Here is a 17,418-nt window from a genome sequence, read left to right as displayed (position 1 = left end):
CGATTTATGGCGCAATTCTTCAATATCCACGCAGAAAACCCGCAACCCCGCCTGATCCAGCAGGCGGTCGACATCCTCAAGCGCGGGNGCGTGATCGTCTATCCCACCGATTCCTGCTACGCATTGGGCTGCCATATCGGCGACAAGGAGGCGGCGATGCGGCTGCTGTCGGTGCGCGGACTCGATACCGGACACGACCTCACGCTGATCTGCCGTGACCTGTCCGAACTCGGACGCTACGCCCAGGTCGGCAACACCCAGTTCCGTTTCCTGAAGGCACATACCCCGGGCGCCTATACCTTCATCCTGCGCGGTACCCGTGAAGTGCCGAAGCGTCTGCTGCACAAGAAGCACGACACCATCGGACTGCGGGTTCCCGCGCATCCCATCGTGCAGGCGCTGCTGGCCGAACTCGGCGAGCCCATCCTGTCGTCCACGCTGCTGCTGTATGGAGAGGACGTGCCGTTGACCGAGCCGTGGGAAATCCGCGAACGCCTGGAACACCTCGTCGACCTGGTCATCGACGGCGGCGCCTGCGGCCTGACGCCGACCACCGTCGTCGATCTCACGACCGACACGCCGTCCGTGCTGCGTTTCGGCAAGGGCGACACGGCGGATTTCGAAGGCTGATCGCGCATGGAACTCACGCTGATCCAGAAAATCGTGGTGTTCGCCCTGCCGGTCATCTTTGCGATCACCTTGCATGAAGCCGCGCACGGCTATGTGGCGCGTTTCTTCGGCGACATGACCGCGGCGGCGGCGGGCCGCATCACCGCCAATCCGCTCAAGCACATCGATCCGGTGGGAACCATCCTGGTGCCCCTGGTGATTCTGCTGACCAGCAAGCTGCTGGGCGGCGGGATGATCCTGTTCGGCTGGGCCAAGCCGGTGCCGGTCAATTTCGCCCGCCTGCGCCGTCCCAAGCAGGACATGCTGTGGGTGGCGGCTGCCGGGCCCGGCATGAACTTCGCCATGGCCGTGTTCTGGGCGCTGATGATCCAGCTTGGCCATGCGCTGGGAAGCAGCTTCGCCAGTGCCCCGCTGATGCTGATGGGCGCGGCGGGCGTATTCATCAATGTCATCCTGATGGCGCTCAACCTGATCCCGCTGCCGCCGCTTGACGGCGGCCGCATCGCCGTCAGCCTGCTGCCGGTGAAGCAGGCGATGCAGTTCGCGCGGCTGGAGCCATATGGCCTGTTCATCCTGCTCGGCCTGATGTTCACTGGCATACTCGGTTTCATCCTGTGGCCGCTCATCAGCGCGTTCATCGGCCTGACCGCGCTGGTCACCGGGCTCGAGCCCGCCCAGCTGGTCGGCCTGATCCAGCTCGTGCTGTCCTGACCGCCACCACTCACCACTCACCACTTACCACTCACCAACCATGTACTCCGATCGCGTTCTCTCCGGCATGCGCCCCACCGGGCGCTTGCATCTTGGCCACTATCACGGCGTCCTGAAAAACTGGCTGCGCCTGCAGAACGAATACCAGTGCCTGTTCTTCGTCGCCGACTGGCACGCGCTGACCACGCACTACGACACGCCGCAGGGGATCGACGAGAACGTGCGCGACATGGTAGTGGACTGGCTCGCGGCAGGCGTCGATCCGGCACAGGCGACGCTGTTCGTTCAGTCGCGCGTAATCGAGCACGCCGAACTGCATCTGCTGCTGTCGATGATGACGCCGCTCGGCTGGCTGGAACGCGTGCCCACCTACAAGGACCAGCAGGAAAAGCTGGCCAACAAGGATCTCTCGACCTACGGTTTTCTCGGTTATCCGTTGCTGATGAGCGCCGACATCCTGATCTATCGCGCCAACCGTGTGCCGGTCGGTGAAGATCAGATCCCGCATATCGAGTTCACCCGCGAACTGGCTCGCCGGTTCAACCACATGTATGGACGCGAGCCGGGGTTCGAGGACAAGGCGCGCGCCGCGGTCAAGAAGCTCGGCTCGAAGAAGGCCCGGCTCTACGAGGAATGCCGCACCGCCTACCAGGAGAAGGGCGACAACGAGGCGCTGGAGTCAGCCAAGGCACTGTTGAATGACGCGCAGAACCTGTCGATGAACGATCGCGAACGCCTGTTCGGCTATCTCGAAGGCTCCGGCAAGATGATCCTCGTCGAGCCCGAGGCCCTGCTGACCGAGGCCTCGAAAATGCCGGGGCTGGACGGGCAGAAGATGTCCAAGTCCTACGGCAATACGATTGCCTTGCGCGAGGATCCCGAGACGGTCACCAAGAAGATCCGCACGATGCCGACCGACCCTGCGCGTGTCCGCCGCACCGACCCTGGCAATCCGGCCAACTGTCCGGTGTGGCAGTTCCATCTGGTGTATTCCGACGACGCGACCCGGCAATGGGCCACGGCGGGCTGCACCAGCGCCGGAATCGGCTGCCTCGAATGCAAGCAGCCGGTCATCGACGCCGTGCTGGCCGAGCTCGCGCCGATCCGTGAGCGTGCGGTGTATTACGAAGACAATCCCGACCAGGTGCGCAACATCCTCGCCGACGGCTGCGAGAAGGCGCAGGAGTTGGCGCGCGACACCATGCGCGACGTGCGGGAATCGATGGGACTGACCTTCGGTTATTGAGCGCTGGCAGCAGGGATCCTCTCCGGTTTGAGCTCGCCGTCCATTCCGGCTGCATTGCCTGGCCAAGGCTCGATCGCCTGTAATGTGATGCACCGTGCGCCCGCGCGCAGACTGCGCAGGGAAATTGGCCTATAAACATAAATGAGAGTGCAAGAGTATTGATCGTGAGACAGGCCAGAAGCAGGTTGGCCTTTGAGCATCGGCATTTAATGGAGGAATAGGCAATGAGCACGCAAAACGTATCTGGCGAATCGGATGTTCCCGACGTAACGAAAGAGCAGCTTATTGCTGATTTCAAGACGGTCGTATCGGATGCCGAGGCTTTGATCAAGGCGACGGCCAACCAGGGCGGCGAGGCACTGGCTTCGGTGCGCGCCAAGGCCGAAGCGTCGCTTGCCAAGGCGAAAGCACAGATGGCTGATGCCGAAGCTGCGCTGCTGGTGCGGGCCAAGGCGGCTGCCAAGGCGACGGATGCCTACGTTCACGAGAATCCGTGGAAAGCAATCGGCATTTCCGCCAGTATCGCGCTGCTTGTCGGTTTCATCATGGGGCGCCGCTAGCGACATCTCATGAGTGACCCCAAACCAGGTGGAAGCGAGGGGTTGTTCGATTCCCTGAGGNGGCTCGCCGCAAGTCTCATCGCTATCGTACACACCCGGCTCGACCTGCTGTCGACGGAACTGGAAGAAGAGCGAGCGCGGCTGGCCTCGGTGCTGGTGATGCTATTTGTGGCGCTGTTCTGTATCGGTATCGGTGTGGTGCTGCTCGTTTTCCTGATCGTGGTCGCCTTCTGGGAGAGCCATCGCCTTCTGGCACTGGTGGGACTGACGGTATTTTTCCTGGTGGGCGGTGTGACGGCGATTGGTTTCGCCCGGCACCGACTCAGAACTAAACCGAAGCTGTTCGCCGCAAGCCTGGCCGAGTTATCGAAGGACCGAGAGCACTTGGTGCAACGATCATGAGCAATATGTCGAACCGTCTGGCCGAACACCGTGAGAGCCTGGTGGCGCAGGCTGCCGCGCAACGGCGCGCATTGGCGCGAACCGTTGCGCCCTGGCATGCACCGCTGGCATTGGCGGATCAGGGCCTGGCGGCGCTTCGCACCGTCAGACGGCATCCGGTCCTGTTGCTAGGGGCTGCACTTGTGTTCGCACGCCTACGGCGGGGACGCGCGGGCAAATGGCCCCGATACCTGTGGGCAGGATGGCAGATCGGGCGTCGGATATTCAGGGACTGAACAATTCAACAGGAGAATGGAAATGCGCTACCTGCTTATTGTGTTGTCGATGCTGTTTGTCCCATTAACGACGGTGCGTGCGGACGTTAGCGTCGGCGTCGGCATCAGCGTGCCCGGCGTCAGCATTGGGATCAACATGCCGGCCTATCCGCGGCTGGTTCGGGTGCCAGGCTATCCGGTCTACTACGATCCGCGCGTGGATTTGAATTTCTTCTTTTATGACGGACTGTACTGGGTATTTATTGGGGACAACTGGTATGTGAGCAGCTGGTATAACGGGCCGTGGGATTTGGTGGATTACTATGACGTGCCGCTGTATATCCTGCGTATCCCGGTGCGCTACTACCGTCGTCCGCCGCCCTATTTCCATGGCTGGCGCGCCGACGCGCCGCCGCGCTGGGGCGAGCACTGGGGCCGCGAGTGGGAACAGCGTCGAGGCGGGTGGGACCAATGGGACCGCCGTTCCGCCNCCCGCCCCGCACCGTTGCCGTCCTATCAGCGGAATTATTCGGGAGATCGCTACCCGCGCGAGCAGGAACGTCAGCATACGATTCGTTCCGAACGCTACCGTTACCAGCCGCGCGAGCCCGTGACACAGCAGCATTATCAGATGCAGCGCGGCCCATCCGGGCAACAAGGGCAGNGGAAGAGAAACGAAGGGCGCGGTCCGGATCACCGGTGATCCGAACGAACGATCGATAAAGAGTAGATGGAAGGTATTGGCGTGCTGGTGACGTTTACGTGCAAAGCCTATGCGGACATTACCATGTTCGGTGATGTCGCATTAGGCATGTTGAGGATGATGGGGCACAGCGAAACGGTTCCCGGCGCGATTCTGGCCGAGGATGTGCCTGCGGCGCTGGATCGTTTGAAACGCGCGGTCGAAACGGCCAAGGCGGCCGCGCCGCACGATGCATCGGAGAGCAGGGGTGACGATTCCGACGAACCGCCTGTCAGCCTGGCGCACCGGGCCTTGCCCCTGATCGAGTTGCTTACGGCTGCCGCGCGGCAANAGGTCGACGTGATGTGGAAATGAAGCGGACGCGCTATCCGTAAGCTTGATCCGATCAATGCTCGGTTCCAGATTTCAAGCCACGCAGTTTCTTGGTCTCGCCCCGCCGCTGCTTGCGGTCCAGGCGCCGTTTNTTNGACGCCAGTGTGGGACGGGTCGGACGGCGCGGCGTTTCCACTTCGCAGGCTTCGCGAATCAGTGCGAGCAGCCGTTCCAGCGCGTCGTCGCGGTTGCGACGCTGGCTCCGATAGCGCTCGGCTTCGATGATCAGTACGCCGTCCTGGGTAAGGCGGCGGCCCGCGAGGGTCATCAGGCGGACACGCACCGGGTCCGGCAGCGAAGGCGAGCGGGCGACGTCGAAGCGCAGTTGCACGGCGGTCGACACCTTGTTAACGTTCTGCCCGCCGGGCCCCGAAGCGCGGACGAAATCCTCCTGGATTTCGCGCTCGTCGAGCTCGATCTGGGCGTTGACCCGGATCATGGCCGCGGTTTTGCGATCACCACTTCACCACGTGCACGTTGTTGAGCGTGCGCCCCAGGAAGCGCTCGCCGATGGTCTGGAAGCGCAGCGGCACGTCGGTGACGTAGAAATCGTAACGCGGCTGGACATGGCTGGGGTTGGCGAGATGCTTCTCCGCCAGGACGGCCGCGACCTGTTCGGCCATGGCTTCGGCGGAGTCGACCAGTGCGACCTCGTCGCCGACCACCTGGCGCAGCAGCGGCTTCAGCAGCGGGTAATGGGTGCAGCCGAGAACCAGGGTGTCGATGTGCTCGGCCAGAAGAGGCTTCAGGTAGTCCTGTGCCGCCAATCGCGTGACTTCGTGGTCGAGCCAGCCTTCCTCCACCAGCGGCACGAACAGCGCGCAGGCCTGCGAATGGATGCGCGAGTCGGGCGCGTAGTCGTGGATGGCGCGCGCGTAGGCGTTGCTGTTGATGGTGGTGGGCGTGCCGATGACGCCGATCTTCTTGCCGCCGCGCGCCGACACCGCGCCGGCGTCGATGACGTCGAGCACCGGCACCGGCGACAGGTCCTTGACCACCTGGGCCGCCACCGCCGCCATGGTGTTGCAGGCGATGACCAGCAGCTTGACGTCTTTTTCCAGCAGGAATTGCGCGATCTGGGTGGTGAAGTGGGCGATGGTCTCGACCGACTTCACGCCATAGGGCACGCGCGCGGTGTCGCCGAAATAGACGATGTTCTCGTAGGGCAGGCGCTCCATCAGCGCGCGCACCACGGTCAGCCCGCCGATGCCGGAATCGAATACGCCGATTGGGGAGTGTGCATTCGTGGACATGGGTGGCAGGATGGCGGGATGACAGAGCCAGTATTTTACCTTCAGGGCCGCCTGTGGCGGCATCCGGCATGAGCGGCTGCGGTTGCGATTCGGTGTGCAACGCGGCGCCGCCCGACCCGGGCTACCGGCGTGCGCTGTGGATTGCGCTGGTGCTGAACGTACTGATGTTCGGCGTCGAGATCGTTGCCAGCCTGGCGGCGCAGTCGGTGTCGCTGCTGGCCGACGCGGTCGATTTCCTCGGCGATGCCGGCAACTACGGCGTGGCGCTGTTCGTCCTCGGCCTGGCGCCGGTGTGGCGCTCGCGCACAGCGCTGTGGAAAGGGTGGCTGATGGTCGGTTACGGTGTGTTCGTGCTCGGCAAGTCGGCCTGGCAGTGGTCGGCGGGCGTGGTGCCGGAACCGTTCATCATGGGTTGGGTGAGCCTGTTGGCGCTGGCGATCAACGTCGGTGTCGCCGCGCTGCTGTATGCGCATCGCCAGGGCGACGCGCAGGCGCGTTCGGTGTGGCTGTGTTCGCGCAACGATGCGCTGGGCAACTTGGCGGTGATGGGAGCGGCAGCCGGGGTGTGGGCGACCGCGCATGGTTGGCCGGATATCGCGGTGGCGCTGGTGCTGGCGGGGTTGGCGTTGAACTCGGGCGCGTCGGTTATCCGGCATGCGCAGCGCGAGTTGCGCGTGAATTAAATAGCGCGGCAGGAATTGCGGGCGGCTTAAGCCGCTTTCTGACGCGCCAGCGCCCACGCGACATGCTCGCGAACCAGTTCGGACGGGTGGTCCAGGCGAGCATTGAGCGTTGCTTCAATTTCAGGCGAAGGCGGCGCGTTGCCCAGCGCGACGGCGATATTGCGCAGCCAGCGTTCATGCCCGATGCGGCGGATAGCCGAGCCGGCCAGACGGTCGTTGAAGTCCATCTCGCTCCAGGTGAACAGTTCGACCAGCCGCGCGCTGTCGAGCCCGTTCCTGACGCCGAAGTCAGGCAGCGCGGCGGTCTGCGTAAAGCGGTTCCACGGGCACACCAGCTGGCAGTCGTCGCAGCCATAGATGCGGTTGCCGATGAGCGGACGCAGCTCAGGAGGAATGCTGCCTTTCAGCTCGATGGTGAGATAGGAAATGCAGCGCCGTGCGTCGAGCGAATAGGGCGCGACGATGGCTTGTGTGGGGCAGATGTCGATGCAGGCCTGGCAGGTGCCACAGTGCTCGGCTTCCGGCACATCCACCGGCAGCGGCAGGTCGGTATAGATCTCGCCGAGGAAGAACCACGAGCCGTGCTGCCGGCTCAGCAGCAGGGTGTGCTTTCCGCGCCAGCCGAGGCCGGATTTCGTGGCGAGTTCGACTTCCATCACCGGCGCGCTGTCGGTGAAGACCCGGAAATGATGGTCGCCGATTTCTGTGCTGATCTTTTCGGCCAGGCTTTGCAGCCGGTTGCGCAACACCTTGTGGTAGTCGCGGCCCAGCGCATAGCGGGAGATGTAGGCGGCGGCGGCATCATCCAGCACCGCATGCGGATCGAGGGCGTCGGGCGGAAAATAATCCAGCCGCGCGCTGATGATGCGCACGGTGCCGGGCACCAGTTCGGCCGGCCGGCTGCGCTTTGTGCCGTGCACCGCCATATAATCCATCTCGCCATGAAAGCCCCGATCCAGCCATGCCTGCAAGCCTGCCTCCGCGGCGCTCAGCTCGCCGTCCGCAATGCCCACCGCGGCAAAGCCGAGCTCGCGCCCCCATTGCTTGATTTGCTGCGCCAGTCGAGTTAAATCCTGCTCATGCATAAGACCGATGATACCGTGCACTGCCGTCGCCATCTGGCCGACGAGACTGCGACGCTGGCATTCGGCGCGCAGTTGGCGCAGGGAATGACGGCAGGGCTGACTTTTTATCTGGAAGGCGATCTCGGTGCGGGCAAGACGACACTGGTGCGCGGGGTGCTGCGCGCGCTGGGTTATGGCGGTCGGGTGAAGAGTCCGACCTATACGCTGGTAGAAAGCTACAACCTGCCTACATTTGAACTGTATCATTTTGATCTATATCGTATGCATGATCCGCGCGAGTGGCTTGACGCCGGATTTCGCGACGTGAGCGATGGCCGGGTGGTCAGCTTGATCGAATGGCCGGACAAGGCTGCCGGCTGGTTGCCTGCCCCGGATGTGGTCATCCGGTTGACAATCGCCGACGATGCGCGCGAAATTGAATGTGAAGCGGCGAGCCCGCGCGGCGCCCACTATCTGGAGACATGTTGCACGCCTTGTTGAGAATTTTCCTGCTGTGCGGTTTGCTTGCGTCGGGCTGGGCCCAGGCGCTGCAACTCAGCGCCACCCGTCTGTGGCCGTCGTCCGACTACACGCGGATCACCCTGGAGGCGCCACAACCGGTCGCGTACAAATACTTCATGCTGTCGAACCCGCAGCGGCTGGTGGTCGATCTTGAGGGCGTGGAGGCGGGTGCGGCGCTTGACGCGCTGGCCGGACAACTCAGCCCGGACGATCCCTACATCGGCGCGATCCGCGTGGGACTCAACCGCNCCGGGGTGATGCGTCTGGTGCTGGACCTGAAAACAGCCGTCAAGCCTTCCATATTCCAGCTGCAGCCGCTGGGACAGTATGCGCATCGTCTGGTGGTGGATATCTACCCGGCCCAGGCGGGTGATACGGTGGCAAGCGACCCGGCCGCGACCTCGCAGCCTGCAGTGGCCACGCCAGCCAAACCGGAAGTGCCACAATACACGCGACTGATCACGGTGGCGGTCGATGCCGGCCATGGCGGCGAGGATCCCGGTGCCAGCGGGGCGAACGGCTCGCACGAGAAGGACATCACACTGGCGCTGGCCAAGAAGCTCAAACAGAAAATCGACGCCCAGGAAAATATGCATGCCGTCCTGATCCGCGACGGCGATTATTTCGTGCCGCTCGGGCAGCGGGTCGTCAAGGCGCGTGCGCTGAAGGCCGACCTGTTCATGTCGATCCATGCCGATGCCTTCATCAAGCCGCACGCGCGTGGCTCGTCGGTGTTTGCCCTGTCCGAGAATGGCGCGACCTCGGTCGCCGCGCGCTGGCTGGCCAAACGCGAAAACGACGCGGACCTGATCGGCGGCGTCAACGTCGACGTCAAGGATCCCTTCCTCAAGCGCACGCTCATCGATCTGTCGCAGACCGCCACCATCAACGACAGCCTGAAACTGGGGCGGGCGGTGCTGAAGGAAATCGGCGGCGTCAATACGCTGCACAAGGGCGAGGTGGAGCAGGCGGGCTTTGCCGTACTGAAGGCGCCCGACATTCCTTCGATCCTGATCGAGACCGCGTTCATCTCCAACCCTGAAGAAGAAAAACGCCTCAACGACCCCGGCTACCAGGACAAGCTGGTGGATGCCATCGTCGATGGCGTCAAGGATTACTTCGCCAAGCATCCGTTGACTGCGCCGTCGCGGCTGACGCGCAACCCATGACCGTGAGCCTGCTCGGTGCGGCGGCCCCTGGATTCGACCGGCCGCTCGATGTGCTGGAAGCGTGTCATGGCCGCATAGCCCGGCAGTGCGATACCCTCGGCAAACTGCTGGCGCATCTGCCGGCACATGGTGCGGATGCCCAGGCACAGCAGGCGGCGGGCGCGATCCTGACCTATTTCGATACGGCTGCGGTGCATCACCACGACGACGAGGAACGCAACCTGTTTCCGCTGCTCGAACAGGCCGGCGCGCCGGGCGCCTGCGATCTGGTCGAAACCCTGACCCTGGAACACGACGAACTGGCGCTGTTGTGGCGACGGCTGCGCGGCCAGCTGCAGCAGATCGAAGCCGGCTCGGCTGCCACGCTGGATGAGGCGTTGACGCAACGTTTCGTCGCACTCAATCGCAGCCATCTCGAATTCGAGAACACCCATGTGCTGCCGCTGGCACGGCAGGTTCTGGATGCTGCCGCCATCGAGCGTCTGGGACGTGCCATGGCTGCCCGGCGGGGTGTCGCGTTTGCGGGCTCGCTATGACCATCCGCGTTCTGCCCGATGTGCTGATTTCGCAGATCGCAGCCGGCGAGGTAGTCGAACGTCCGGCCGCGGCGCTCAAGGAGATCCTGGAAAACAGCCTTGATGCCGGGGCCACCGACATCCAGATTGATCTGGAACAGGGCGGCATCAAGCGCATTCGCGTCGCCGACAACGGCGGCGGCATCGCACGCGACGAATTGGCGCTGGCCTTGACCCGTCATGCCACCAGCAAGATCGCCAGCCTGGCCGACCTGGAGCAGGTGGCGAGCCTGGGATTCCGCGGCGAGGCCCTGGCATCGATTGCCGCCATCGCGCGGGTTCAGCTCACCAGCCGCAGTGCAGATGCCGAGCACGCCTGGGCAGTACAGGCCGAAGGCGGACGCCTCGACGCGCCGGCGCCCGCCGCGCGCGCCACAGGCACCACGATCGACATCCAGGACCTGTTTNTCAGCACCCCGGCGCGGCGCAAGTTCCTCAAGACCGAAGCTACCGAATACGCCCATTGCGCCGAGACCGTGCGTCGCCTGGCCCTGGCGAACCCGCAGGTGTCGTTCACGCTGAGCCACAATGGCCGGACCCAACTGCGCCTCAATGCCGAGCCTGCCTATGCGCGAGTACGCCAGGTGCTGGGCGAGGCGTTCGAGCAGAACAGCATCGCAGTCGAGGCCGCTGCCGGCGTGCTGCGGGTGTCCGGCTGGGTGGTCCGTCCCAGCGCCGCCACGGGCAGCCGCGACAGCCAGCATGTATTCGTCAATGGCCGCTACGTGCGCGACAAGCTGATCGTCCACGCCTTGAAGGAGGCCTACCGCGACGTCCTGCATCACCAGCTGAATCCGGCGTATTGCCTGTTCATCGAACTGCCGCCGGATCTGGTCGACGTCAACGTGCATCCGGCCAAGACCGAGATCCGGTTCCGTGACAGTCGCGGCGTACACCAGTTCCTGTTCCATGCGGTCGAGCGCCTGCTGTCGGCGCCGGTGGCGGCGGATGTCGCCGTGGCCGCATCCCGGCCGTCGCAGGCTTCCCCGCAGCCAGGCTGGGTCGCGCCCCGGCAAACGGCGATGCCGCTGCAGGTGAACGAAGCGATGGCGTTCTATGCGCCTTTGGACCAGGGGGCCGGGGTGCAGGATTCGGAGAGGCCAGTTGTGCCGCCGATGCGCCTCGTGCCCGATGACGGGGCCGATGCGCCACCGCTGGGCTATGCGCTGGCCCAACTGCACGGCGTGTACGTGCTGGCGCAGAACGCGCAGGGGATGGTACTGGTCGACATGCACGCCGCACATGAACGCGTCGTCTACGAAAAGCTGAAGACGGCGCTGGATGCGCGCGCCGTGCCGGCGCAAACCCTGCTGATCCCCGTCACGCTGACGGTCGACGCCCGCGATGTGGCGGAAATCAGCCCGCATCTGGATCAACTGGCCGGGATCGGGTTCGAATTGTCGGTGACATCGCCAACCTCGGTGGCGGTGCGTTCGGTGCCGTGGCTGCTGAAGGACGCCGACCCGGTCGAGTTGACCCGCGCCGTGCTGGCCGAAATTGCCGAATTCGGCGTGGCGCGTCTGCTTGCCGAGCGGCGCAACGAATTGCTGGCGACACTCGCCTGCCACGGCGCGGTGCGCGCCAACCGCCGTCTGACGCTGCCCGAGATGAACGCGCTGTTGCGCGAAATGGAGGCCACCGAACGGGCCGGGCAGTGCAACCATGGCCGTCCGACCTGGTTCCAGGTCAGCCTCGGAGAACTCGACGCCATGTTCATGCGCGGCCGTTGATTTTGCGACTGGCGCGTTTATATATAAGCTTTGGCTAATTAATTTGGCGAAGCGAGCCCATCATGAACGAACGTACCGAACGCAAAACCATTCCCATCCAGGAGGTCAACGAGGCCAGCAACTGCGCCAGCGCCGAACCCTACGCGTTGATGGTGCTGGGCGATTCGATGATGCCGGAATTCGAGGAAGGCGAGATCATCGTGGTCGAGCCGTCCGGTCTGGTCAAGGACGGCTCCTATGTGGTGGCCTACGTGAACGAGGAATACATCTTCCGCCAGATCGTGAAGCGGGACGACGGCTGGATGCTGAAGCCGCTCAATCCCNTGTACGAGAACATTCCGGTTGCCGATATCGACGTCGCCAAGGGCGTGGTGATCATGAAGAAGCGCCCCGGCAGACGGAGAGAACAANAAAGATACATATGATTTGTTGATCCATAGGGTCAGCCTGGTCGGGAATCATTATCAGAAATTATGATTGACACATAGATAAATTAAATAAATTAGTTGACTAAATTACTCAGGTATGTAGACTGGAGTCGCAGTACTTCCCTTCTACAACAGGAGAAAAACCATGAGTGGATTGATCGCTAATTTTCCGACCGACGGTATCGTGACAGTCAACCGGGTGGTTCTGAAACCGGAATACACGGTGGACGACTTGCAGGAACGGGTGGCGTTTCTGTGTGAGAACGTCAAAACCTACCATTCCGATACCGGTTTCGTCGGCGGTTTCGTTGCCCTGAACTCCGGCCAGGTGTCGAACGAAGGCTCGACCATCGGCCAGGCTGTCGAAAGCCCGATGAAAGGCAAGGAAGCCTTGATCGTGACGTTCTGGACCGATTTCGAGAACCACGAGAGATCGCATCGTTCGNAAACCTTCCAGCCGCTGTTCCAGAAAGTGCTGGATCTCTGTGAAAACGGCAACGAAGAGATCGCCTACGAAATGCTGTGGTCCGGCAAGGCCTATGGCCCGGAAGAAATCGAGGCGGCACGCAAGGCCAAGACGCAGTACGCGCACGCGGCCTGACGTCTCGGGCACCGGCAGTCGAAGCGGCAGGGAAACCCTGCCGCTTTTTATGGCACGTTCTACCGTGCCGTCATACGTGGCCAAGTGGCCGGGATCAGGCTGCGCTTTCCATGGCGCGTACGTATTGTCCGTCGCGGGCCAGGCCATTGAGGTTGCAACGTTTGAGCAGTGCCTGTTGCGCAGCCGCGACCCGGTCTTCCCGACCTTGCCAGGCGGCCAGCACCGGTGCCTGCAGTGCCCGTCCATAGGAAAAGCTGACCTGCCATGGTTGCGGTCCCAGCGCATTCATGGCATTGAGATGCTCGGTCGCGTCTTCCGCGCTCTGCCCGCCGGACAGGAACACGATCCCCGGCACCGCGGCCGGCACATAGCGCCTGAGGCAGCGTAGCGTAGCTTTGGCCACCGCTTCTACGCCGGCCTGGTGTGCGCACTTCTTGCCGGCGATCACCATGTTCGGTTTCAGCAGCATGCCCTCGAACAGCACGCCATGGGCGTCGAGTTCGGCGAACACGGCCTGCAGTGCCTGTGCCGTCACTGCCTCGCAGCGTTCGATGCCGTGGGCGCCGTCCATCAGTACTTCCGGTTCGACGATCGGCACCAGCCCGGCCTCCTGGCACAGCGCGGCATATCGCGCCAACGCGTGGGCATTGGCGCGGAGGCCGAAAGCGGACGGGATAGCACGTTCGTCGATCTCGATCACGGCCCGCCACTTCGCGAACTGCGCGCCCAGCTGCTTGTATTCGGCAAGCCGGTCGCGCAAGCCGTCCAGTCCCTCGGTCACCTTCTCGCCGGGGTGGCCTGCCAGCGCCTTGGCACCCTGGTCGACCTTGATGCCCGGAACGATACCGCGGTCTGCCAGCAGCCTGGGGAAAGGAATGCCGTCGCGGGTATGCTGGCGCAGGGTTTCATCGAACAGGATGACGCCGCCGAGGGTGCGCTCGATTCCTGCGGTGGTGAACAGGATTTCACGGTAGCGGCGGCGATTTTCCTCGGTGGACTCCACCTGGATCGAATCGAGGCGCTTCTTGATGGTGGGATTGCTTTCGTCTGCTGCCAGCACGCCTTTCTGCCGTGCGACGATGGCATTCGCCACGGATCTGAGTTCGTCGGTATTCATGGACTACGGCCCTCCGGATTGGATAAGCGCATCGGATTTCAGGCAGACATCCTGCCTGCTGTCTCTCACTCTAGACCTTAAATGGTTGCGCTCCATGGGGACTTTCCGCATACACGGGAGCCGGCCGCGACGGAAAGCTGGGGATAATCGCCCCCATGCCTGTATCCAGCCATCCGCCCGCCATTTTCCTCATGGGCCCGACCGCCTCGGGCAAGACCGCGCTGGCGGTCGGCCTGGTCGAGCGCTTCCCGCTCGAGATCATCAGCGTCGACTCGGCGTTGGTGTATCGCGGCATGGACATTGGCACCGCCAAGCCCGACGCGGCCACGCTCGCCCGCGCGCCCCACCATCTGCTCGATATCCGCGACCCGACCGAGACGTATTCCGCCGCAGCGTTTTGCGACGACGCGCGGCGGTTGATGGCCGACATCGCCGCGCGCGGCAGGGTGCCGCTGCTGGTCGGCGGCACCATGCTGTACTTTCGCGCGCTGCTACAGGGACTGGACGACTTGCCGCGTGCCGATGCGGCGTTGCGCAAGGAACTGGAGGCGGAGGCGGCCGCGCGCGGCTGGCCGGCGCTGCACGCCGAGCTGGCTGCGGTCGATCCGGCGACCGCCGCGCGACTGGCACCGAACGATTCGCAGCGCATCGGCCGTGCGCTGGAGATTTTCCGGCTCAGCGGCACCCCGATGTCGGCGCTGCTCGACCGTGTGCAATCCGAACTGCCGTATCGCGTCTTGCAACTGGCCCTGATCCCGTCCGAACGCGCGGTGCTGCACCAGCGCATTGCCGCGCGCTTCGATGCCATGCTCGCCGAAGGCCTGATCGACGAAGTGGACACCCTGCGCCGCTGTTACGCGCTCAACGCCGATCTGCCGTCCATGCGTGCAGTCGGCTACCGCCAGGCCTGGGCCTATCTCGACGGCGAAGTCGATCTGAAGGACTTGCGCGAGCAGGGCATCGCCGCCACCCGCCAGCTCGCCAAGCGCCAGCTGACCTGGCTGCGCTCGTGGCCTGACGTGGTGGAGCTGGATTGTCTCGCGGACGATCTGGGCGCGCAGGCGATGGACCTCGTGGCCCGCCATTTAAGGTCGTAAGCCGCTCAGTCCTCGCGGGTGGAATCGACCGTGGCGCGGATCTGCCCGCGGTGCAGACGGATGCCGATTTTNTCACCGGCATCGAGCACCGCGGCATCCTGGACCACGCTGCCGTTTTCCCGCTGGACGATGCTGTAGCCGCGCGCCAGCACGCCTTCGGGGTTGAGGTGGGCCAGGCTGCTGGCCAGCCGCGCCAGAGTGAGCCGGTGCTGACCGAAACCGCCCTGAACCGCGCGTTGCGCGCGCAGCCCCAGCGCGCCCAGGCGCTGTTGTTCGCGCTGGATGACATGGCGCGGCGTGACCAGCCGCTGACTCAGGCGTGCGATGCGCAATTGTTCGCGCGTCAGGCGCGTGCCGCTGGTGTGGTGGAGACGCTGCGCCAACTGGTTCAATTCGGTCTGTCGGCGGCGCAACTGCTCGGCCGGGTGGACCAGCCGCCGCGCCAGGTAATCCAGCCGCTGCATCTCGCTGTGCTGCCTGCGCGCGTGATGATGGTGGAGCTGGCGGGACAGGTGATCCAGTTGCTGCAATAGCTCCTGGCGCACCGGGCTGGCGAGTTCGGCCGCGGCCGTGGGCGTTGGCGCGCGCAGGTCGGCGGCGAAGTCGGCCAGGGTGAAATCGGTTTCGTGGCCGACGCCGCTCACCACCGGCATCGGGCTGGCGGCGATCGCGCGCGACACCGCCTCGTCGTTGAATGCCCACAGATCCTCCAGCGAGCCGCCGCCGCGGCATACCAGCAGCACGTCGCATTCGGCACGCTCGCCCGCCGTGCGGATGGCGGCAGCGATCTGCGCGCCGGCACCGGCCCCNTGCACCGGGGTGGGATAGAGAATCACCGGCAGGCCCGGCATGCGGCGCGCCAGCGCGGTCAGCACATCGTGCAGAGCGGCGGCCTGAGGCGAGGTGACGATGCCCACGGTGCGTGGAAAGCGCGGCAAGGCGCGTTTCGTCATCGGGTCGAACAGGCCTTCGGCTTCCAGCTTGGCCTTCAGTTTCAAAAANGCTTCATACAGCCGCCCGGCACCGGCGCGGCGGATCGCCTCGGCGCCCAGCTGGAATTCGCCGCGCGCTTCGTACAGCGAAGGCAGGGCGCGGATCTCGGCGTGGTCGCCGTTGGCGGGNGTGAAATCGGCAAACTGGTTGCGCCCACGGAACATCACGCAGCGCACCTGCGCGTTCACATCCTTCAGGGAAAAATACCAGTGGCCGGAGGCGGCACGGGTAAAGTTGGAGACTTCGCCCTCCACCCAGAGCAATGGGAGTTGCGACTCCAGCGCGCGGCGCGCCATGCGATTGAGTTCGCTGACGGTGAGCACGGGCAGGGCGGGCGCGTTGTCGGGAAAGTCGTCCGGGAAATCCATGGCGTGCAGGATAACGGCTTGGGCTCGGTACGGTTCATGCACAGTCACCAAACGATCACAAAAAATTGGATAACCCTATTGACGATAGTTGTCTTTTTGTAAATTCTTGATTTTAAAGGGGTAAGCTTATTGTCTACTTTTGGGCCAAACCACTTTTTCCTTTGTGGGCGGGCGCTTAGGGAACCCGGCAGGGCGTTCTTCACAGACTTATCCACATCAATTGTGGAGAACTCGGGCCCCGACTGAAAATGCCGACGGTCTAAAATTGGTGCTTGCCGAAACCGGCGCGTGAGCGCTACATTTCGCCTGTTGTTTTATTGGGAGTGGTATTCAGTGCTTGCCATCATCGAGGCGGCCGGTTGGCCGGTCTGGCCGTTGATATTGGCGTCGGTTCTCGCCGTGGCCATCATCATCGAACGTGCTTACAGCTTGCGCAGCCGGGAGGTCGCCCCTGCGGGTCTGTTGCTGGAGACGATCAAGATTTATCAGGAACGCGGCGTGACGCAGGAACTGGTCACGCATCTGGCCGATGGCTCGCCGCTGGGACGGATCTTCGCGACCGCGCTGAAGAACGCCCACAACTCACGCGAGATCATGAAGGAGTCCATCGAGGAGTCCGGACGCGCCGTGACCCATGAACTCGATCGCTTTCTGACCTCGCTCGGCACTGTCGCCAGCATGGCACCCCTACTCGGACTGCTCGGCACGGTGATCGGCATGATCGAGATCTTCGGCGCGCAGACCGGCGGCGGCACCAATCCCGGCCAGTTGGCACATGGCATTTCGATCGCGCTCTACAACACTGCGTTCGGCCTGATCGTGGCGATCCCGGCAATGATTTTCTATCGCTACTTCCGGGCCAAAGTGGAATCGCTCGTGGTCGACATGGAGCAGCAGGCGATCAAGCTGGTGGAAATCGTCCACGGCGACCGGAAGTAAA

At 63.6% G+C, this 17,418-nt stretch carries 22 protein-coding genes; 17 read left to right on the top strand and 5 right to left on the bottom strand.

Annotation, left to right across the window (positions count from 1 at the left end; all coding sequences use genetic code 11):
• The first annotated feature begins 6 nt into the window (after positions 1–6).
• The 8 genes from HZY77_RS04835 to HZY77_RS04805 all read left to right on the top strand — a co-directional run bounded on the left by HZY77_RS04835 (position 7) and on the right by HZY77_RS04805 (position 4,860).
• Entirely contained in the window at positions 7–630 is a 624-nt protein-coding gene (locus HZY77_RS04835; protein WP_296819318.1) for an L-threonylcarbamoyladenylate synthase, read from the top strand.
• Positions 631–636: 6 nt separating this feature from the next.
• Complete coding sequence (locus HZY77_RS04830; protein WP_296819316.1) at positions 637–1,341, top strand: site-2 protease family protein; 705 nt, start codon at positions 637–639, stop codon at positions 1,339–1,341.
• Between the two features lie 40 nt (positions 1,342–1,381).
• A complete protein-coding gene (locus tag HZY77_RS04825; protein WP_296819314.1) occupies positions 1,382–2,587 on the top strand; it encodes a tryptophan--tRNA ligase in 1,206 nt (401 codons plus the stop codon).
• Positions 2,588–2,811: 224 nt separating this feature from the next.
• Positions 2,812–3,147: a DUF883 family protein gene (locus tag HZY77_RS04820; protein ID WP_296819312.1), complete on the top strand. Its 336-nt coding sequence runs from the start codon at positions 2,812–2,814 to the stop codon at positions 3,145–3,147.
• A gap of 9 nt (positions 3,148–3,156) precedes the next feature.
• Positions 3,157–3,549 (top strand): phage holin family protein, encoded by a 393-nt coding sequence (locus tag HZY77_RS04815; RefSeq protein ID WP_296819309.1) that lies wholly within the window; start codon positions 3,157–3,159, stop codon positions 3,547–3,549.
• Positions 3,546–3,824, top strand: coding sequence for a YqjK family protein (locus HZY77_RS17745; RefSeq protein WP_363154349.1), 279 nt, complete (start codon positions 3,546–3,548; stop codon positions 3,822–3,824). Before HZY77_RS04815 ends, HZY77_RS17745 begins: the two co-directional genes overlap by 4 nt.
• 22 nt (positions 3,825–3,846) lie before the next feature.
• Positions 3,847–4,506 (top strand): hypothetical protein, encoded by a 660-nt coding sequence (locus HZY77_RS04810; RefSeq protein ID WP_296819307.1) that lies wholly within the window; start codon positions 3,847–3,849, stop codon positions 4,504–4,506.
• A gap of 42 nt (positions 4,507–4,548) precedes the next feature.
• Positions 4,549–4,860 carry a DUF1840 domain-containing protein gene (locus HZY77_RS04805; protein ID WP_296820830.1) on the top strand — a complete coding sequence of 104 codons (312 nt, stop codon included), beginning with the start codon at positions 4,549–4,551 and terminating at the stop codon, positions 4,858–4,860.
• A 31-nt stretch (positions 4,861–4,891) separates the two neighbouring features.
• On the opposite strand, the gene arfB is transcribed toward HZY77_RS04805, so the two are convergent.
• Both arfB and murI read right to left on the bottom strand, forming a co-directional pair.
• A complete protein-coding gene (gene arfB, locus HZY77_RS04800; RefSeq protein WP_296819305.1) occupies positions 4,892–5,317 on the bottom strand; it encodes an alternative ribosome rescue aminoacyl-tRNA hydrolase ArfB in 426 nt (141 codons plus the stop codon).
• Between the two features lie 16 nt (positions 5,318–5,333).
• On the bottom strand, positions 5,334–6,131 hold the full coding sequence (gene murI / locus HZY77_RS04795) for a glutamate racemase (protein ID WP_296819303.1): 798 nt from the start codon (positions 6,129–6,131) through the stop codon (positions 5,334–5,336).
• A 68-nt stretch (positions 6,132–6,199) separates the two neighbouring features.
• Between murI and HZY77_RS04790 the strand changes: the two genes are divergently transcribed.
• Entirely contained in the window at positions 6,200–6,814 is a 615-nt protein-coding gene (locus HZY77_RS04790; protein ID WP_296819301.1) for a cation transporter, read from the top strand.
• Between the two features lie 26 nt (positions 6,815–6,840).
• Here the strand turns inward: HZY77_RS04790 and queG are convergent, their stop codons facing one another.
• Positions 6,841–7,899, bottom strand: coding sequence for a tRNA epoxyqueuosine(34) reductase QueG (queG, locus tag HZY77_RS04785; RefSeq protein WP_296819299.1), 1,059 nt, complete (start codon positions 7,897–7,899; stop codon positions 6,841–6,843).
• On the opposite strand from queG, the gene tsaE reads away from it, so the two are divergent.
• The 6 genes from tsaE to HZY77_RS04755 all read left to right on the top strand — a co-directional run bounded on the left by tsaE (position 7,894) and on the right by HZY77_RS04755 (position 12,903).
• Positions 7,894–8,379: a tRNA (adenosine(37)-N6)-threonylcarbamoyltransferase complex ATPase subunit type 1 TsaE gene (gene tsaE / locus HZY77_RS04780; protein ID WP_296819296.1), complete on the top strand. Its 486-nt coding sequence runs from the start codon at positions 7,894–7,896 to the stop codon at positions 8,377–8,379. The two genes, queG and tsaE, sit on opposite strands and share 6 nt — an antisense overlap.
• The gene (locus tag HZY77_RS04775) at positions 8,361–9,569 is read left to right on the top strand and encodes an N-acetylmuramoyl-L-alanine amidase (RefSeq protein WP_296819294.1); all 1,209 of its coding nucleotides are present in this window, start codon (positions 8,361–8,363) and stop codon (positions 9,567–9,569) included. Before tsaE ends, HZY77_RS04775 begins: the two co-directional genes overlap by 19 nt.
• Positions 9,566–10,105 (top strand): hemerythrin domain-containing protein, encoded by a 540-nt coding sequence (locus tag HZY77_RS04770; protein ID WP_296819292.1) that lies wholly within the window; start codon positions 9,566–9,568, stop codon positions 10,103–10,105. The genes HZY77_RS04775 and HZY77_RS04770 overlap by 4 nt, the downstream gene beginning before the upstream one ends.
• The gene (gene mutL, locus HZY77_RS04765; RefSeq protein WP_296819289.1) at positions 10,102–11,874 is read left to right on the top strand and encodes a DNA mismatch repair endonuclease MutL; all 1,773 of its coding nucleotides are present in this window, start codon (positions 10,102–10,104) and stop codon (positions 11,872–11,874) included. The genes HZY77_RS04770 and mutL overlap by 4 nt, the downstream gene beginning before the upstream one ends.
• A gap of 62 nt (positions 11,875–11,936) precedes the next feature.
• Positions 11,937–12,299: a S24 family peptidase gene (locus HZY77_RS04760; RefSeq protein WP_296819286.1), complete on the top strand. Its 363-nt coding sequence runs from the start codon at positions 11,937–11,939 to the stop codon at positions 12,297–12,299.
• A gap of 148 nt (positions 12,300–12,447) precedes the next feature.
• Entirely contained in the window at positions 12,448–12,903 is a 456-nt protein-coding gene (locus HZY77_RS04755) for a ligand-binding protein SH3 (protein WP_296819284.1), read from the top strand.
• Between the two features lie 94 nt (positions 12,904–12,997).
• On the opposite strand, the gene HZY77_RS04750 is transcribed toward HZY77_RS04755, so the two are convergent.
• Entirely contained in the window at positions 12,998–14,020 is a 1,023-nt protein-coding gene (locus HZY77_RS04750) for a class I fructose-bisphosphate aldolase (protein WP_296819282.1), read from the bottom strand.
• A 155-nt stretch (positions 14,021–14,175) separates the two neighbouring features.
• On the opposite strand from HZY77_RS04750, the gene miaA reads away from it, so the two are divergent.
• A complete protein-coding gene (gene miaA / locus HZY77_RS04745) occupies positions 14,176–15,117 on the top strand; it encodes a tRNA (adenosine(37)-N6)-dimethylallyltransferase MiaA (protein ID WP_296819280.1) in 942 nt (313 codons plus the stop codon).
• A gap of 5 nt (positions 15,118–15,122) precedes the next feature.
• On the opposite strand, the gene xseA is transcribed toward miaA, so the two are convergent.
• Positions 15,123–16,478 carry an exodeoxyribonuclease VII large subunit gene (xseA, locus tag HZY77_RS04740; protein WP_296819278.1) on the bottom strand — a complete coding sequence of 452 codons (1,356 nt, stop codon included), beginning with the start codon at positions 16,476–16,478 and terminating at the stop codon, positions 15,123–15,125.
• Positions 16,479–16,811: 333 nt separating this feature from the next.
• Here xseA and HZY77_RS04735 point away from each other — a divergent pair, with 333 nt between their 5' ends.
• Positions 16,812–17,417 carry a MotA/TolQ/ExbB proton channel family protein gene (locus tag HZY77_RS04735; RefSeq protein WP_296820829.1) on the top strand — a complete coding sequence of 202 codons (606 nt, stop codon included), beginning with the start codon at positions 16,812–16,814 and terminating at the stop codon, positions 17,415–17,417.
• The last annotated feature ends 1 nt before the right edge of the window (position 17,418 follow it).

Source organism: Thiobacillus sp. (assembly GCF_013693775.1).
GTDB lineage: Bacteria > Pseudomonadota > Gammaproteobacteria > Burkholderiales > Thiobacillaceae > Thiobacillus.
This window is presented reverse-complemented; position numbering and strand designations above follow the sequence as displayed.

Excerpts from the sequence above, each read along its gene's own strand:
- HZY77_RS04820 (WP_296819312.1), top strand. The coding sequence starts at position 2,812 with ATGAGCACGCAAAACGTATCTGGCGAATCGGATGTTCCCGACGTAACG.
- HZY77_RS04830 (WP_296819316.1), top strand. The coding sequence starts at position 637 with ATGGAACTCACGCTGATCCAGAAAATCGTGGTGTTCGCCCTGCCGGTC.
- HZY77_RS04750 (WP_296819282.1), bottom strand. The coding sequence starts at position 14,020 with ATGAATACCGACGAACTCAGATCCGTGGCGAATGCCATCGTCGCACGG.
- HZY77_RS04790 (WP_296819301.1), top strand. The coding sequence starts at position 6,200 with ATGAGCGGCTGCGGTTGCGATTCGGTGTGCAACGCGGCGCCGCCCGAC.
- murI (WP_296819303.1), bottom strand. The coding sequence starts at position 6,131 with ATGTCCACGAATGCACACTCCCCAATCGGCGTATTCGATTCCGGCATC.
- queG (WP_296819299.1), bottom strand. The coding sequence starts at position 7,899 with ATGCATGAGCAGGATTTAACTCGACTGGCGCAGCAAATCAAGCAATGG.
- miaA (WP_296819280.1), top strand. The coding sequence starts at position 14,176 with ATGCCTGTATCCAGCCATCCGCCCGCCATTTTCCTCATGGGCCCGACC.
- HZY77_RS17745 (WP_363154349.1), top strand. The coding sequence starts at position 3,546 with ATGAGCAATATGTCGAACCGTCTGGCCGAACACCGTGAGAGCCTGGTG.
- HZY77_RS04770 (WP_296819292.1), top strand. The coding sequence starts at position 9,566 with ATGACCGTGAGCCTGCTCGGTGCGGCGGCCCCTGGATTCGACCGGCCG.
- HZY77_RS04825 (WP_296819314.1), top strand. The coding sequence starts at position 1,382 with ATGTACTCCGATCGCGTTCTCTCCGGCATGCGCCCCACCGGGCGCTTG.
- tsaE (WP_296819296.1), top strand. The coding sequence starts at position 7,894 with ATGCATAAGACCGATGATACCGTGCACTGCCGTCGCCATCTGGCCGAC.